Origin of the sequence: Pseudoalteromonas sp. OANN1 (genome assembly GCF_024124685.1) — a bacterium.
Taxonomy (GTDB): Bacteria; Pseudomonadota; Gammaproteobacteria; order Enterobacterales; family Alteromonadaceae; genus Pseudoalteromonas; species Pseudoalteromonas piscicida.
In genome coordinates this window covers 316971-332219 of the sequence record NZ_JAMXSE010000001.1, presented here as the reverse complement: position 1 = coordinate 332219, position 15249 = coordinate 316971, and the positions used below count along the sequence as shown (strand labels likewise).

General features: G+C 42.8%; 18 protein-coding genes and 7 tRNA genes. 17 read left to right on the top strand and 8 right to left on the bottom strand.

Going from position 1 to position 15249, the window contains the following annotated elements:
• Nucleotides 1-54: 54 nt before the first annotated feature.
• A complete protein-coding gene (gene syd / locus NH462_RS01595) occupies nucleotides 55-606 on the top strand; it encodes a SecY-interacting protein (RefSeq protein ID WP_253103410.1) in 552 nt (183 codons plus the stop codon).
• A gap of 28 nt (nucleotides 607-634) precedes the next feature.
• Here the strand turns inward: syd and NH462_RS01590 are convergent, their stop codons facing one another.
• The 3 genes from NH462_RS01590 to NH462_RS01580 all read right to left on the bottom strand — a co-directional run bounded on the left by NH462_RS01590 (nucleotide 635) and on the right by NH462_RS01580 (nucleotide 1967).
• Nucleotides 635-1408: a Zn-ribbon-containing protein gene (locus tag NH462_RS01590; RefSeq protein WP_010370909.1), complete on the bottom strand. Its 774-nt coding sequence runs from the start codon at nucleotides 1406-1408 to the stop codon at nucleotides 635-637.
• Nucleotides 1408-1668 carry a hypothetical protein gene (locus tag NH462_RS01585; protein WP_010370912.1) on the bottom strand — a complete coding sequence of 87 codons (261 nt, stop codon included), beginning with the start codon at nucleotides 1666-1668 and terminating at the stop codon, nucleotides 1408-1410. Before NH462_RS01585 ends, NH462_RS01590 begins: the two co-directional genes overlap by 1 nt.
• 71 nt (nucleotides 1669-1739) lie before the next feature.
• A complete protein-coding gene (locus NH462_RS01580) occupies nucleotides 1740-1967 on the bottom strand; it encodes a DUF2789 domain-containing protein (RefSeq protein ID WP_010370914.1) in 228 nt (75 codons plus the stop codon).
• A 275-nt stretch (nucleotides 1968-2242) separates the two neighbouring features.
• Between NH462_RS01580 and NH462_RS01575 the strand changes: the two genes are divergently transcribed.
• Nucleotides 2243-2875, top strand: coding sequence for an N-acetyltransferase (locus NH462_RS01575; RefSeq protein WP_010370917.1), 633 nt, complete (start codon nucleotides 2243-2245; stop codon nucleotides 2873-2875).
• Nucleotides 2876-3787: 912 nt separating this feature from the next.
• The gene (locus NH462_RS01570) at nucleotides 3788-4135 is read left to right on the top strand and encodes a DUF805 domain-containing protein (RefSeq protein WP_253103409.1); all 348 of its coding nucleotides are present in this window, start codon (nucleotides 3788-3790) and stop codon (nucleotides 4133-4135) included.
• Nucleotides 4136-4210: 75 nt separating this feature from the next.
• Here NH462_RS01570 and NH462_RS01565 read toward each other — a convergent pair whose 3' ends face one another.
• Complete coding sequence (locus NH462_RS01565) at nucleotides 4211-4516, bottom strand: DUF3301 domain-containing protein (RefSeq protein ID WP_253103407.1); 306 nt, start codon at nucleotides 4514-4516, stop codon at nucleotides 4211-4213.
• Nucleotides 4517-5545 (bottom strand): DUF3549 family protein, encoded by a 1029-nt coding sequence (locus NH462_RS01560; protein WP_253103405.1) that lies wholly within the window; start codon nucleotides 5543-5545, stop codon nucleotides 4517-4519.
• A gap of 158 nt (nucleotides 5546-5703) precedes the next feature.
• Here NH462_RS01560 and NH462_RS01555 point away from each other — a divergent pair, with 158 nt between their 5' ends.
• From NH462_RS01555 to NH462_RS01540, 4 genes are all read left to right on the top strand, one after another.
• The gene (locus tag NH462_RS01555) at nucleotides 5704-6021 is read left to right on the top strand and encodes a YqcC family protein (protein ID WP_010370929.1); all 318 of its coding nucleotides are present in this window, start codon (nucleotides 5704-5706) and stop codon (nucleotides 6019-6021) included.
• Nucleotides 6021-6755: a tRNA pseudouridine(65) synthase TruC gene (truC, locus tag NH462_RS01550; RefSeq protein WP_253103403.1), complete on the top strand. Its 735-nt coding sequence runs from the start codon at nucleotides 6021-6023 to the stop codon at nucleotides 6753-6755. Before NH462_RS01555 ends, truC begins: the two co-directional genes overlap by 1 nt.
• A complete protein-coding gene (locus NH462_RS01545; RefSeq protein WP_253103401.1) occupies nucleotides 6755-7198 on the top strand; it encodes a flavodoxin domain-containing protein in 444 nt (147 codons plus the stop codon). Before truC ends, NH462_RS01545 begins: the two co-directional genes overlap by 1 nt.
• A gap of 200 nt (nucleotides 7199-7398) precedes the next feature.
• A complete protein-coding gene (locus NH462_RS01540) occupies nucleotides 7399-7599 on the top strand; it encodes a hypothetical protein (RefSeq protein ID WP_010370935.1) in 201 nt (66 codons plus the stop codon).
• 224 nt (nucleotides 7600-7823) lie between these two features.
• Here the strand turns inward: NH462_RS01540 and NH462_RS01535 are convergent, their stop codons facing one another.
• Nucleotides 7824-9398 (bottom strand): LysM peptidoglycan-binding domain-containing protein, encoded by a 1575-nt coding sequence (locus tag NH462_RS01535; protein WP_253103399.1) that lies wholly within the window; start codon nucleotides 9396-9398, stop codon nucleotides 7824-7826.
• A 227-nt stretch (nucleotides 9399-9625) separates the two neighbouring features.
• Nucleotides 9626-10393, bottom strand: coding sequence for a hydroxyacylglutathione hydrolase (gene gloB / locus NH462_RS01530; protein ID WP_010370943.1), 768 nt, complete (start codon nucleotides 10391-10393; stop codon nucleotides 9626-9628).
• A 52-nt stretch (nucleotides 10394-10445) separates the two neighbouring features.
• Between gloB and NH462_RS01525 the strand changes: the two genes are divergently transcribed.
• Nucleotides 10446-11195 (top strand): methyltransferase domain-containing protein, encoded by a 750-nt coding sequence (locus NH462_RS01525; RefSeq protein WP_010370946.1) that lies wholly within the window; start codon nucleotides 10446-10448, stop codon nucleotides 11193-11195.
• Between the two features lie 63 nt (nucleotides 11196-11258).
• Here the strand turns inward: NH462_RS01525 and rnhA are convergent, their stop codons facing one another.
• A complete protein-coding gene (rnhA, locus tag NH462_RS01520; protein WP_010370948.1) occupies nucleotides 11259-11729 on the bottom strand; it encodes a ribonuclease HI in 471 nt (156 codons plus the stop codon).
• A 69-nt stretch (nucleotides 11730-11798) separates the two neighbouring features.
• On the opposite strand from rnhA, the gene dnaQ reads away from it, so the two are divergent.
• From dnaQ to NH462_RS01475, 9 genes are all read left to right on the top strand, one after another.
• Nucleotides 11799-12509: a DNA polymerase III subunit epsilon gene (gene dnaQ / locus NH462_RS01515; RefSeq protein ID WP_010370953.1), complete on the top strand. Its 711-nt coding sequence runs from the start codon at nucleotides 11799-11801 to the stop codon at nucleotides 12507-12509.
• Nucleotides 12510-12608: 99 nt separating this feature from the next.
• Complete coding sequence (locus tag NH462_RS01510; RefSeq protein ID WP_017216194.1) at nucleotides 12609-13979, top strand: TIGR03503 family protein; 1371 nt, start codon at nucleotides 12609-12611, stop codon at nucleotides 13977-13979.
• 110 nt (nucleotides 13980-14089) lie between these two features.
• Nucleotides 14090-14166 (top strand) — tRNA-Asp (locus NH462_RS01505).
• Nucleotides 14167-14196: 30 nt separating this feature from the next.
• Nucleotides 14197-14273 (top strand) — tRNA-Asp (locus tag NH462_RS01500).
• A 32-nt stretch (nucleotides 14274-14305) separates the two neighbouring features.
• Nucleotides 14306-14382 (top strand) — tRNA-Asp (locus tag NH462_RS01495).
• A gap of 32 nt (nucleotides 14383-14414) precedes the next feature.
• Nucleotides 14415-14491 (top strand) — tRNA-Asp (locus tag NH462_RS01490).
• A 49-nt stretch (nucleotides 14492-14540) separates the two neighbouring features.
• A tRNA-Asp gene (locus NH462_RS01485) sits at nucleotides 14541-14617 on the top strand.
• A gap of 41 nt (nucleotides 14618-14658) precedes the next feature.
• Nucleotides 14659-14735 (top strand) — tRNA-Asp (locus NH462_RS01480).
• A gap of 29 nt (nucleotides 14736-14764) precedes the next feature.
• Nucleotides 14765-14841: transfer RNA gene (locus NH462_RS01475), tRNA-Asp, on the top strand.
• The last annotated feature ends 408 nt before the right edge of the window (nucleotides 14842-15249 follow it).

Below are 15249 nucleotides of genomic sequence, written 5' to 3'. Positions count from 1 at the left end.
TTGCACGAAACAAGTATTCAGCCCACAGTGAGAAAAATAAAGAGAGCTTTATATATGACTCAGCCCGTAAATATGGCGCGCTTGCATCAAGCCTATGTAGATTATCATCAACAGACCTTTAAAGGTTTACCGAGCACCGAGCATGATGAAAGTTGGCCAAGCCCATGTGAGCAGGGTGAACCGAACAAGCTTAACGAGATAAAATGGCTAGCGGTAGAGCGCTCACCAGCGGGACATTTAAATGATTTAGCCAAAGCGTTGGAAACGCAATTTCCTGAGGGATTGAACGGACTGTATGGTGACTTCTTCGCTGGTAATATCGTGGCATTCATAGAGGGTAAGCAAATTGAGCTACTGCAAGTATGGAACGAAGATGACTTCGAGCGCTTGCAGCAAAATATCACCGGCCATATTTTAATGAAGCGCAGGCTCAAACAACCTGAAACCGTGTTTATTGGCTTAACAGAAGCAGATGACTTATTGGTGTCGGTCGATATCGCTACGGGTCAAGTTGGGTTAGAGTTTGTCGGTAAGAAGCAGCACCATGTTTTGGCTGATTCTATCGCAGAGTTTGTGGAAAAACTGACAGTCAACTACCCAATATAGCTAATTGATATAAAGGAGCTTGCGCTCCTTATTGAAAGTCCCACGAAATATTCGAGACCAATTGGCAAGTTTCACAGCGAAAGTCGAAAAGGCCGAACCAAGGCTCTTCAAGTAACCAGTCTCCCTGGCAGCTTGGGCATTTTCTTGCTTTTTCTGCGGCGAGGTTTTCGCCGCCAACACGATACAGATAATAGTAAACCGGTTTTTTCGTGAGATAGCGAATACGTTTGCTCAAATCCATGCCGCGTCTAAACAAATCGCTACCCGTGCTGGAAATTTCTTCCAATGCAGCAAATTCGCAGCGAGTTGCGCCATTGATCTGTATTTGATCGCAGGCTTGCCAATCTTCTTTCCATTTGATCAGTGCTTTGTAATCACCGTTGGCAATAGCTGGGATTTTATATAAAGGTACTGGTAAAAAGTCGTCGCCACAATACAGTGGACTACAAGTGTGTACGTATGTGGTGTAGAGAATGTAGCTTGACGGTTCATGACAGGCATCAGCGCTGTTGGCATGTATATCTTGCCCAAAAACTTTGACCTTAGGTGCAAGCAAGCCTGATTGCTGTAGCTGGTCAATTGCAAACTTCACAAAAGGACTATGGTTTAATGGATGCAAAGCGTCTTCTTCTGGACACATCACACGAGTAACGAAATAGCCATCTTTAAGTACAGTTGGAAATTCGTCACCAATGATTTGACCATTAAAGCGAAGCGCATTGACCACACGGTTAATGGCCTGCTCGGCAGCATCTAAGGTGGTTTCCTCATAGCAATCAAAAGTTAAGTCGACAACAAACACTACGACTTCTCCAATAAGGCAATGAGCTTATCAAGCTTAGCTTCAATTCTATCTAATTGGCTTTGTGAACTTGCTTTGACGACCTCTTCAACCTCTTGAAAGTGATCAATACAGGTAGGGTCTTGTTTGTACGCAGCAATGCCTGAGATGACGTCTGGCATTGCGACGCTTTGAGTTAATTTGCTTTTTGTTAGCGCGACGGTTGGAGTCTTTCCACTATCGACTAATTTTTTGATAGCTCTGGCAACAGCAGGGTGCATAGAGGTTCCTAAACGCCTAAATCATAGGAGTGGATCATAGCACCAAGTTACGCAAGGAGCGATTGCTTTAGCTATCTTAACATCGCATCTAGTTCGTCAATGATTTCACTCCAATCGGCGTCCTCTTTCAGTGATTCTTCAATAAAGTGACGCTGTCCTTCATTCCAAAATGGTGCTTGGCTTAACAGCATATCGTCAGGAAGGCGGTGTTGTTTGACAAACCCTTCAATCGCCTTGGGATTGTTGTCGAGCCCAAGTTGGGCAAATAAAGTACTCATAGTGTGGCGACTAGTATCCATTTCGTTCTCCCTCGTTTGCTTGAATTTTACTCACTAACTATAGTAAAGGTGGTTGTAAAACCTTTAGCAAGTCATCATCGATAAAAACCATAATGACTAATGCGATGATAAATATACCTGTCCACGACTGAATAAATTGTGACTTGTATCAATATCTATCACTAGCGAGTAGCCGTACATTATTAAAGTACACAGAAAAATTCTGAGGTTTTGATATTAAGTAGTATTTCGGCATGATTATCAGAAGCTTGGGGCAATAACAATAAGGAACCGTGATGTCAGTAGAAACTTCTCAACATGAATTAATCGTTAGATATTTAAATCCAGAAGATATCAATGTAGCCGCGAGTGTGTTGTATCAGGCTTACCACGATGATCCGCTACTCAAGCAGGTATTGGAGGCAAAACAAGAAGCAATTTTTGAAAAAAAACTCAGAGCCTTAATACGAGAAGAGTTGTCGGCATTTGGCCAAACGGGTCAGCCTATGGTGGGGTTATATCATCAAGATAGATTGGTCGCGGTAGCATGCGTTATTGCGAATGGCGATGAATTGGACGCAAATCGGCAGTGGCATTGGCGATTACGACTCATGATGAGTGCGGGATATTTGCAAACGCAGCAGCTTATTGATAAAGAAAAGTCGATTAGACAAGCGTTGCAAACGCAGGAGCCGTGTCACTTTTTATCCCTAATTGCCGTTGACCCACATGTTCAAGGGCTTGGCTATGGTCACTATTTACTCACCGCGCTGGATGATTTAATTGCACAAAGTGAAGAAACGAAAGGGATGGCAGTATTTATTACTAAGCCAGAACACGCGCAGTTTTTTGCGGGTCACGGTTACCAAATTTTACAAAAGATGGCGTTTAGCTCAGTAGAAGGCACATTGTTATTTAAGAGCAAATAGCAACAATGGAAATTACCCTGTGAGATATCTCCTACGAGAATGTGGGTTAAGGCGCTTTGTAGTACCGAATTTGCAGTGTTATTTTTACTTATCTTTTTGTTTTTAAATGAATTCTTTTACTTTTCTTTTAAATGACAGCAAAAAGATTGTTCCTAGCTATCTAACAAAAATACTCAATCCCCGTAAACTTAACAATGTAAGGAAACACAAGAGCAGGAGCTCAGCGTCAAAGGATAAGGAATTTGACAACAAGAGAAGGATGTATTGCATAAGGCAAGGAAGATCAGGAACTCGAGGAAGCGAGTGTGAAGCGGAGCTTCACTAGGGATAAGGAGACACATGGAGTGTCAAGGAGCGCGGGAAGCGTAGTGGAGCAAGGAAGAGTAAATAGGGATGAGCAAGGCTCTAGGATGAAGGAGCGCAATCTGGATGATTGCGAAGTGGATGGGTTACACTGGACGTAACAATGTATAGGGAGCACATAGGGAATATGTGAAGCGGAGCCAAGATGGCATAGGAGCGCGGGAAGCGAAGTGGAGGCCAAGGGGGCTAAAATGGAGATGCACTGGAAGTGCTAATGGATGACACAAGGATGGGATTCGGGTAGGTCGGAGTACATACCCGTTCAGGGGAAGAAGAATTGGCGGATTGCTTTTGGGTTGTAAAGCAGAGGGATTGGATACCTCTTGGGATAATCGTCAGGATTGAGGCGCAGCAGACAGGCTAGCGCCTTAGTTTTTTGTGGCCATTGTAAATTTGATATTTATTTTCCTAGTAACTTAGTTGAAGTTTTCAAAACTTTCCGCTTGCAGTTTCATTGTTACCTTTCGATCTCATTGCTAGATTATTTCACTCTCATTTTAGTCTTATTTTTTAGTGCACGGTGTTGGCGTAATAGCTAAGGAAAAAGAAATGGAATGGTATTTAACAGTATTAAAAAGATATTCCGATTTTAGTGGACGTTCAAGACGCAAAGAATATTGGATGTTTATCTTGATAAATGCGTTGATAGGCTTTTCAATTGGGATTGTCGACGGGCTTTTCGGAACCCTGATTTTGACAGGTATCTATTATTTGACAGTTCTAGTACCGACGGTTGCCGTATCTATTCGTCGTCTTCACGATACTGGACGCTCGGGCTGGTGGCTGCTTGTGAGCTTTGTGCCTATTGTCGGTTTATTAGTGATGATATATTTCACCACCATGGATAGTGAGGTTGGTGAAAACGACTACGGACCAAGCGTCAAAGGATATTTTTAAAATAGTCGTACTATAAATTCAGAGCAGGCACTTGTATTCATATGAATTTAAGTGCCTACTTTCGCACTTACCGAATTAACTTGCGATTTTATAAGCGGGCAATTCTTTTTTGACTAATCGTTCATTTTCTAAGTAAAGCTTACCTTGATAGGCTGACTCGCCATCTGAACTAAACTCAAACATAAATTGGCTTTTTATTCCAAGCTTACCGTCTTTTAATACCCCGAAACGGCGCTTAATACAGGCAACACTTAACAGTTGCACTTGCAAACTTTCAGCTTGATGCTCTGCATGCCTATTTGCTGCTTCTGCGATCTGGCGACTATACCAAAATAGCGCGATACCAGATGATACGATGATAAAAAGCCAAAGCGTTGTCATTTAAGAAAATAACCTTCCAATTGCACGAGACAGAGTTTCACTGCGATTTTCTGCTCTAATAATCCCTAAAACATGTGGGCGTAACATAGGTATTGCAACTAAGTCTGCGAAAATACTACTGAAAAGTCCATCGATTTGATTATTCTCAGCGGCTTTTTCCATATAGGAAAAGAGTCTTTGCTGGTCAGTTAGAGTCTCCCAAGCACGCCCTGCAATAGTGAGTAAGCAATCTGCATCTGATCCCAATTCGGATGCTAAAATGGTGTCTACTGCTTGTGCGATGAGACCAAGCGCGTGACTTCCCGACATCGCACGCAAGTTGGTGACTGCGGCGTCCTTATCTTGCTGTTGGCATGCATGGGTTAAAGCGGCTAAAAAGTCTTCGGTTTGTGATGTTGAGATGGTAACGTGCTCAAGCATTGCGGCTAATGGGGTCTTAACTTCTGCAGGCAAAACTGACCACGCCTGTTGCAGGTTGTTCGCGTTATGACCGTGGTCTAGACGAAGGGCAAAGTCTGCAATACCTTGTAGCGCTATTTCTTGCCAGCGTTCGAATCCAAGTTTGCCAGAAAAGTAGAGTTCGGCGTGCTCGTAATATTGAGAAGCTGGGCGATTAAGCTCACGCTTTAATAGCGCATTGAATGCAGCGAGTTTGTTCGCATTTGGCGTGAAGACATAAGGGTTGTTATCAAGTTTCCCTTGAGCGGCTTCACCCGTGAGTTGTGTACCTAATGCTTCGAGCACCATGGAGGCAAAGTGGTCTCGACTGGCGATAATGAGCTTGCTTTGCTCATCCAGTGGAAACTTTAAAAACCAAACATAAGGATCAACTGTCGCCTCATTATCCCAAAATTGAATTGCCATGATGGCATGACCACCAAGTGGATACGGATAAGGGACTTGAGTATTCTCAATTTGCGCAAACTGCTTCTTATCTATTTTTGTGATACGTCGACCCAGATCATAGACTCGCCACTGCGTACCGGCGTTTGTTAGTAATTCACCTAAAGTTGAAATTTGCGCTGTCATGAATGCTCTATATGTTACTTATATTTTCAATAGCGGCAATTATAGCTACTTTTAGGTGCGCTGATAAGCCTAGGAAAAAGGTGTACTTGAGAGAATTGGCTAGCTCCTAAATAATGCAAATTGCTATAATGTAAAAAATTGAGAAAGAGACAGAACCGATGAATTCGGAATTATTGATTCAATTAGATGAACTTGAGACTTGTTTAAAAGCAACTGGTCTTTGGCAAGACGAGCCAATTTCGGCTAAGGCACTTACCTCTACGGAGCCATTTTGCTGCGATACCATGACCTTCGCGCAGTGGTTGCAATTTGTATTCTTGGGCAAAATGCGAACAATGGTAGAAAGTGGTGAAGCATTACCGGAAAATATGGCGATTGCGCCAATGGCTGAAATGGTGCTGAGTGAGCACCTTTATTTTAATGCGGTTCATCAGTGCTTAAAAAACCTTGATAATACAATTGCAAAGAGCGCGTAATGCTTGAGATCTTATATCAAGATGCGCATTATGTTGCGATAAATAAGCCGTCAGGGTTATTGGTTCATCGCTCATTTTTGGATAAGCGAGAAACACAATTTGCGATGCAAATGCTGCGTGATCAACTCGGTCAACATGTTTTCCCCGTTCACCGTTTAGATAGACCGACGTCAGGCGTGCTGCTGTTTGCGCTAAGCTCTGAGGCCGCGCGAGACATGAATGAAGTCTTTATTAGCGGTCATATTCAAAAACGCTATTTAGCGCTTGTTCGCGGGTTTGCTCCTGAATCTAGATTCGTTGACAGACCACTCAAGGAAGAACTTGATAAAATCGCTGATAAGTTTGCCTGTCAGGATAAAGCTCCGCAGGAAGCGCAAACACAGATAAATTGTTTATTGCAGGGTAGCCTGCCAATTCCTTTTGGTAAGTATCCAAGTATCCGCTACTCATTGGTGGAGTGCTTTCCTAAAACGGGTAGAAAACACCAAATCAGGCGCCACCTCAACTATTTAGCACATCCGATTATTGGTGATGTCAATCACGGTGATAATAAACACAACCACTTTTTTGTCGATCATTTTGGTTTACGTCGGTTGATGTTATTTGCAACTAAATTGGAATTTGTACATCCTTATACCAACATGACGATTTCAATTACTGCGGATTTGGGAGAAGAAGCATTGGCTGTCTTCGCTCAGCTCGGCTGGTCAGACAACGAGAAGGATTATAAATAATGGCAAAAGTTTCCATTTTTGTGGGAAGTATGTACGGCAATGCTGAAAACTTGGCAAACGGCAGTGCTGAGTTTTTGAATAAATCGGGTCATGAGGCAAGTGTTATTGAACCTGCTTCCATCGTTGATGTAACGCAAGCTGAAAACATTTTATTTATTTCTTCCACTACCGGATCTGGTGATATTCCAGATAACTTGTTGCCTTTATTTTTGCAAATGCAAAGCGAATTTCCAATGCTAACGGGCAAAAAAGTAGCAGTCATCGCATTGGGAGATTCTAGTTATGGCGATACTTATTGTGGTGCTGGAAAGCAAATTGATGCCCTGATTGAAGAGCTGAACGCCACTCGAGCACAACCGCGCTTAGACATCGATGCCTGTGAATATTTTGAGCCTTGGGAGCCTGCTGAGCCTTGGCTTCAAGCATTGGCAAAAAACCTATAGGTTTTATCTTCTGTTCAAGCATTACCTTCCAATTTACGCGGCTTAATAGGCGCGTTTTTTATGCAAAGAAAGATGTTAGTTATCATTTTTGTAACATTCTGTATGTATATTTACATTTCCATTTCATTGTGTGACAGTAGTGTTGATTGTGTAAAAATCAATCACACTTAGAATTCATAAATAATGAAAAGGAAAAAATAATGATTAAACCAATTCTATTTGCTGTTTCTGCAATCTTTGCCACCGCTATGTCTGCCGACGCAACTGCATACGAGGAAATTTACCTTGAATGTTACAAAAATGGTGAGTTGTTATGGGCTGACTCGTTTACTGATTATCGGGATGCGGATAACGCATCGAGAATTTGCAGGAGGATTGGTGGTACGCCAATAATGTATTAACGATATCAGTTCTTTATGAAATTTTCTTTAATCAGTATTGAAGTCTAACCAAATTTTTGGGTTTAAATCAGCTGTAAGTAACATTGAAAAACTGTGTATTTAAACGATAGATAGTACTGTCATAATTTTTAAGGAAAAGTGAGTCAAAAGTGCTGCTTTAATATGTAAAAATCCAATATCATCACAGATATTGGATTTTTATTTTTAAACCCTATTTCTTAGTGCTAAACACGTTTAGTTTGAACTTTCAGTTTTAACTTTTGACCTGGCTGGAGATACTTCTGCCCAGTCAGGTTATTCCATTTGACGATTTCATTCACGCTAACGTTAAATTTAGTGGCGATACGTGCCAGTGAGTCGCCTTTACGCACTTTATAAGTGATTGTGCGCTCAGTGTTGACGAGTACGGTTTGAGCCGCTGCTTTTTCATCTTTAAAGACAGTAAGTTTTTGTCCAAGGCGCAAAACGGCATTGGTTTTTAACTTATTCCAGCTAGCTAATTGCTTAACGGTAACATCATATTCGCGGCTGATATCCCACAATGTATCGCCTGACTTTACCGTGTGGCTGAGCTTTTTCTTGGTTACTTTGTTGGCGGCAAGGCGCACTTCTGGTGGTAAATGCTCACTTTGCAATTCGCCATCACTTAGTGGCACCAATAGCTTCTGGCCAACACGGATCATATTGCCATCGATGCTATTAAGTGAGCGAATGGCGCCGATACTAGTATTAAATTTAGTCGCAACGACCGACAGGCTGTCTCCTTTTTGCACCGTATAATATTGCCAACGAAGCCTATCTTTTACTTCGGTTTTAGCTAATTTTTCTTGAAAAGCATCAACCTTTTCCATGGGTAATAATAGCTGGTGTGGGCCATCTGGATCGGTGGCCCAACGATTAAAACCTGGATTGAGGCGATAGAGTTCAGTTAAAGATATATCAGCCATTTCAGCGGCAAGTGCTAAATCAATTTGTGACCCTACCTCAACTATATCAACAACTTGGGCATTGATGATAGGTTGCCACGCGACCTTAAACTCATCTGAGCGTTTTAAGAGGTCGGATAAGGCAAGTAATTTAGGCACATACGCGGTGGTTTCACGAGGTAAATCGAGAGACCAAAAATCGGTAGGCAAATGCTTTTTACGATTTTTCCGGATTGCATTGAGCAATCGGCCTTCACCTGAGTTGTAAGCGGCAATTGCGTTTAACCAATCGCCCTCCAGCGTTTTATGGAGATAGGTGAGATAATCAAGTGCCGCTTGCGTTGATGCGATAATATCGCGACGACCGTCATACCACCAATTTTGTTTAAGGTTAAAGCGCTCACCAGTTTGTGGCATAAACTGCCAAATACCGGAAGCGGTGCGGTGTGAATAGCCAAATGGATCGAATGCGCTTTCCACAATAGGTAACAACGCGATTTCTACCGGCATATTGCGCTTTTTTACTTCTTCAACAATATAGTAGAGGTAAGGTTCTGCACGTTTTGCGATACGGTCTAAATAGGCTTGATGACGTTGATAGTAATTACGTTCGGCGACAACCGGTCTATTTTGTGGCACTTCGATAGATAACTGATAACGGATCCGCTCCCATACATCATCAAATACAGGCACAGCATCTTCATCTTCGTCTTGCCATGAGGTACTGAGTGTTTGAGAGATATCATAAGGGCTCGCGTGATCTAAGTTGGCCTGCTTCACTTGTTCAGTTGCAGTTTCCAATGGGGTTTCTTGTGTGATTTCACAACCACTTAATATTGCTGTTGATGCAATAATAAAGGCGAGCTTTTTCATAAATGCGTTCTTTTGCTTGGGGGTTCGGACAAAAACTCGGCAATATTACCGAGTTTGTACCAGCATTTAAAGCTTCTTTATTATTTTATTTCGACTTCCTAAAAATCGTTAGATATGCTTATTCTTGGCGGTATTGCAAAGAAAATGGATAATTTATTCAATACTTCCCATGTAAGTGCGCCAAAAAAGCGTCATTTTGGCGTTACATTAGGTCACTATTGAATATTTTAGAAGTTATCCTTCCATTTTCTCAGCGCACTAAAGCGAGCTTCTGGTGTATTTTCTGACGCGATAAATTGCGGTGGAACATGGGTGAGAATGGCTTCATTTGCGGCACGTACAAAAGGATTGATTGCTTTTTGCTGTTCAATTGTTGTCGGCACTGTACGCTCGTTATTGGCTCGTAATGACTTTGCTTGTTGGTGATACTGGGTTAGTGCTTGGTTAGTAGGCTCAACAGCCTCAGCAAAAGCAAGGTTCGCGAGCGTGTACTCGTGCGTGCAATACACTTTACATGTGTCAGGTAGGGTGAGTAGCTTTTCAAAGGAGTGCCACATTTGGCTTGGTGTTCCCTCAAAAAGTCTGCCGCAACCTGCGTTGAATAAGGTATCACCGGTAAAGGCCAGCTCATCATTTACATAACAGATATGGTCTAACGTATGTCCAGGGGTGGCAATAATGTTCAGCGTGGTATCAAAAAGTGTGATCTTATCGTGTTCACTAAGGCTATGAGTAATGCCTTTATATTTACCATTTTTAGGTCCGTACACTGTTAAGCTGGGAAAATGTGATAAAAGCGGGGCAATGCCATCAGTGTGATCCCAATGGTGATGGGTGACTAATATGCCTTGGAGTGTTAAATCAAACTTGGCGAGGTAATCTAAAACAGGTTGTTCGTCACCGGGGTCAACCACCCAACAGTTTGAACTTAGAGGGTCTTTTATCACCCAGATATAATTGTCATCAAATGCTTTGATTGCATCGACTTGCACCATAACGCAATGCTCTATAAAGTGATTAATAACACAAGTATAACGAGCTTAGTAAATGAAACCAGCGTTAAGTTTTTTACAAGGACCCAAACCCGATGAGTGGCAAGACTTTCCTCACGGTGAATATTTAAAAGTAGGGATCCAAAAACGACTGGATGAATGGCTACCAAGAATGTTTGGTTACCACATGCTAAAACTCGGCTGTTTGAGCGGCCAAATGAATACCTCTGCCAGCCCGATTAAGCATCAAGTTTGTGTTGCCCCACAGGGTAAACATGTTGGGGTATTTGCTGAAATTGACGAGCTACCTTTTTACGAAAACTCAGTCGATGCTTGTATTTTAAGCCAGTGCTTAGAATATCATTCTGATCCGCATCATATTCTACGCGAAGCCCATCGCACGCTTATTCCCGGTGGTTATATTGTGATCTCAGGTTTTAATCCGTTTAGTTTATGTGGTGTGGCGCAAATGCTTCCCTTTAGTAAAGAAAAATTACCTTGGTCAGGGCGCTTCTTTACTCCATCTCGGGTGAAGGATTGGCTAGATTTACTCGGGTTTGAGATTGTTGGTGACGAGCGCTTTATTTATGCGTCTTTAGCGCGAGGCTCGAGGCTTTCTCGTTTTGCGCCATGGCGCCGCTTTTGTCGTCATTACTTAAAGCCGATGGGAAGCGTGTATATGTTGGTGGCAAGAAAGCGGGTGATGCCGCTTACTCCGATCAAGCCCAAGTGGCATGTAAAGCCTAAGTGGACACCCGCTGTGAAAGGGGCTGGACTCAGGCAAACCTGCCAAGATAAAGAATAACGAGTATTATTACTTAAGATAAATCTTAAGGGAGCTGTTATTTGTTATTGAATGATCCCTTAGTTAGACGCTGGCTTCGTAGCCTTCATCTATAAGTAAGTTTGAACCTGAAGCCGCTTCACGCGCTAAATCATCAACAAGCTCATTGTATTTATTTCCAGCGTGGCCTTTTACCCAGCGCCATTGGATCGTGTGTCGGCTGGTGGCAGCGTCCAGTCTTTGCCATAAATCGACATTTTTTACCGGTTGTTTGGCTGCGGTTTTCCAATTGCGCTTTTTCCAATTTTCAAGCCAAGACTCAATGCCTTGCTTAACATATTGGCTGTCGGTATAGAGAATGATATCGCAGGGGCGCTTTAATGTTTCGAGTGCAACAATGGCTGCAAGCATTTCCATTCTATTATTGGTTGTGAGTTTATACCCTGCACTCATTTCTTTTTCATGTCCTTGATAGGAAAGGTAAACACCATAACCACCTGGACCTGGGTTGCCTAAACACGAGCCATCGGTATAAATCTCTACGGTTTTTTGCACTGAATTGCCTATTTTTATGTAAAATGTGCGAATAGGGCAAAATAATAGCAAAGTTAAGCGGGCAACGATATGCACACACGGCAAATAGTACTGGATACAGAAACCACAGGTATTGATCCTAAAGCAGGGCACAGGATCATTGAAATTGGTTGTGTTGAGCTGGTCAATCGCAGACTAACGGGGAATAACTTCCACGTATATATTAACCCTCAGCGCGACATTGAAGAAGAAGCCATTGATGTTCACGGTATCACCAACGAATTTTTACGTGATAAACCTTTTTTCCATCAAATTGCGCAAGAGTTTTTTGACTATATTAAAGGAGCTGAGCTTGTCATTCATAATGCGCCGTTTGACGTCGGCTTTATGGATCACGAGTTTGCTAAGTTAAACCAAGGCTTTCCTGCTACACATGACTATTGCCAAGTGCTAGATACTTTGGTGATGGCAAGGGATCTTCATCCGGGCCAGAAGAACAGCCTAGATGCGCTTTGCCGTCGCTACGATATCGATAACTCAAAGCGTACGCTGCACGGCGCTTTACTGGATTCCGAGATCCTTGCTGATGTTTACTTGTCGATGACGGGAGGCCAAAAAAAGCTGAATTTGGCGAATCAAAATAAAGGTGATCAGGCTAACTCAGCCGGTGGCATTATTCGTTTAGACAGCAATCGCCCTGCACTTAAAGTTTTACGTGCTTCTGCCGATGAAGAACAAGCACATACAGAACGTTTAGAGCTTGTAAACAAAGCTTGTGGACAAAGTCTGTGGCAACAATAATGAATATAATCGGTATCGTTGGGGTGGAGTAGACGCTTAATTAGGGACTTTATCCCAAAAAAGATCACTCAGGCCATCAACGCAATGTAAGGTTAATGCATGAATCTAAAACAGCTTATCTTGGGGTTTGTACTGCTAGTAAGTACGGTTGTTGGCGCTCAAACACCACAGATAACGATGTTGCAGCGGGACGGTAAGGTAAATGAAATCCCTCTTTTAGATAACCGTTTTCGCATTGATTATAATATTGAAGAGATCACTTTACTGTTTTTTCGTGCACCAGGCGCTCCCGCCGTGGTACTTGTGAAGCCTGATGGTAGTAAATATTATGCGACCAGTTCGCTAGATAATGATGCACTGCAATGGTACGACGAAGTCAGTTATGACTTGATCATTCTAAAGAACCCAACGCCAGGCCCTTGGCAAGTCATCGGACAGATCCAAAAAAGCAGCCGCATAATGGTGCTTGGTGACATTGAGCTCGAAGTTGAGGCTTTGCCCCCGCTATTATTCCGTGGTGAAGTGCTGAAGGTAACAGGGCGTGTGACTAATGATGGCAAACAGATAGATGTGGGTTACTTCAGGGATGTCGTGACTTTGTATGTGGAGTTTTCTAGTACCAATAACGATGAATATGCCAACTTTGGTGCAGGTACGCAAAGCGTGACCGACTTTAAAGATGATGGCCGAGAGTTTGATGAAAGACCCTTGGATGGAATTTTTACTGGTGAGTTTAAGTTAAACTTTCCAGCGGGAGAGTGGCAGCCTGAATTCTTCATTGAAACGCCCATTTTAAAAAGAAGAGTGATCAAATCACCTATTGTTATCGCTGAGCCGCCATTCAACTTTGAATTGATGCTAGCGGGTGAAAACGAGCTTGAACATGGCCTTACTATTACGATAGACGACACGGTTGTGAAACCTGAGACCATATTGCTACAGGGTAAAATTTTCTACCCCAATGGTGAAGAGCAGATGTTTACCTTAGATGCAGAAGAGCGGCTTTATCGTCAGCTGCCAATCAAGAATTATGATTGGGGGCGTTATAGTGTAGAAATCTCCGCATTTGGTGAAAATATCAATGGCCGTGAGTTTATGGCAACACTGCCAAATTACAATTTTGAAATTGAAAGACCCATTGAAAAAGTGCCTGAATTGGAAGCCGCTGCGTTACCGGCAGTGGAACAACCTGAGCCAGAACCAGAGCCGACTATAAGTACAGCGCTATTGGTCAGTATTATTGTTGCTGGTAACTTAGTTGTATTATTGCTCGGTTGGTTAGCCATTCGTATTTTGGTGCAAAAAAAGCCAATTAGACTAAAAATACCAATGCCAAAGAATCCATTTAAGAAAACCGAAGAAGTCATTGATCTTGATGATTTAGGACCATCTGAAAATAACGCAGCAGGGAATGGTTCAAAAAATGACAAATCAGGTGATATTTTGAACCTTTCAATGAAAGATAACTAAAAAACACGGTTTTTTTTCAAAAAACGGTTGACTCATGAGGGGGTCATTCGTATTATTCACGCCGCTGTCAGGGAGCACACCTTACAGCAAACACTGCAAGAATATGACGCGGAGTGGTAGTTCAGTTGGTTAGAATACCGGCCTGTCACGCCGGGGGTCGCGGGTTCGAGTCCCGTCCACTCCGCCAAATTTCTTCGTAGTATCAATAAGTCGCGCTGGAGTGGTAGTTCAGTTGGTTAGAATACCGGCCTGTCACGCCGGGGGTCGCGGGTTCGAGTCCCGTCCACTCCGCCAATACTTATTACAAACGTGCATTTGCTTCTTATGGAGTGGTAGTTCAGTTGGTTAGAATACCGGCCTGTCACGCCGGGGGTCGCGGGTTCGAGTCCCGTCCACTCCGCCAACACTTCGAAGCAAAAAATGCGAATACTCAGTGGAGTGGTAGTTCAGTTGGTTAGAATACCGGCCTGTCACGCCGGGGGTCGCGGGTTCGAGTCCCGTCCACTCCGCCAATATATCGCATAACTATATTCAAGCTTTATGACAGCTTGTTTACTCGCTGGAGTGGTAGTTCAGTTGGTTAGAATACCGGCCTGTCACGCCGGGGGTCGCGGGTTCGAGTCCCGTCCACTCCGCCAACACTAAAACGAGTAAAATAATGTCATTAAGATATCTCTGCGGAGTGGTAGTTCAGTTGGTTAGAATACCGGCCTGTCACGCCGGGGGTCGCGGGTTCGAGTCCCGTCCACTCCGCCATTTAAGATATCTTGCAAATCTATCACTGCGGAGTGGTAGTTCAGTTGGTTAGAATACCGGCCTGTCACGCCGGGGGTCGCGGGTTCGAGTCCCGTCCACTCCGCCAGTTTGCACTTTCTCTTCTAAGCAAGCTTCCTTGATCAAAAATCAAAAATCAAAAATCAAAAATCAAAAATCAAAAATCAAAAATCAAAAATCAAAAATCAAAAATCAAAAATCAAAAATCAAAAATCAAAAATCAAAAATCAAATAGCTCATTTACGTTAATCTTTCCCTTGTCATCACAATCAAGTAACTCATTTTTCAATATAAGTTTATAATAATGTCGTCATAACTTTGCCCATTGCAGCAAAGTGGTAGTTCAGTTGGTTAGCTGTTGCCTTAGAGAAAGCGGCCTGTCACGCCGGGGGGTGCAGCGGTTCGACGTTTAGATTCGAGTCCTGTCCACTCCGCCAGTTTGCATTTTCTCTTCTTAGCAAGCTTCCTTGACCAAAATCAAAAAACTCATTTACGT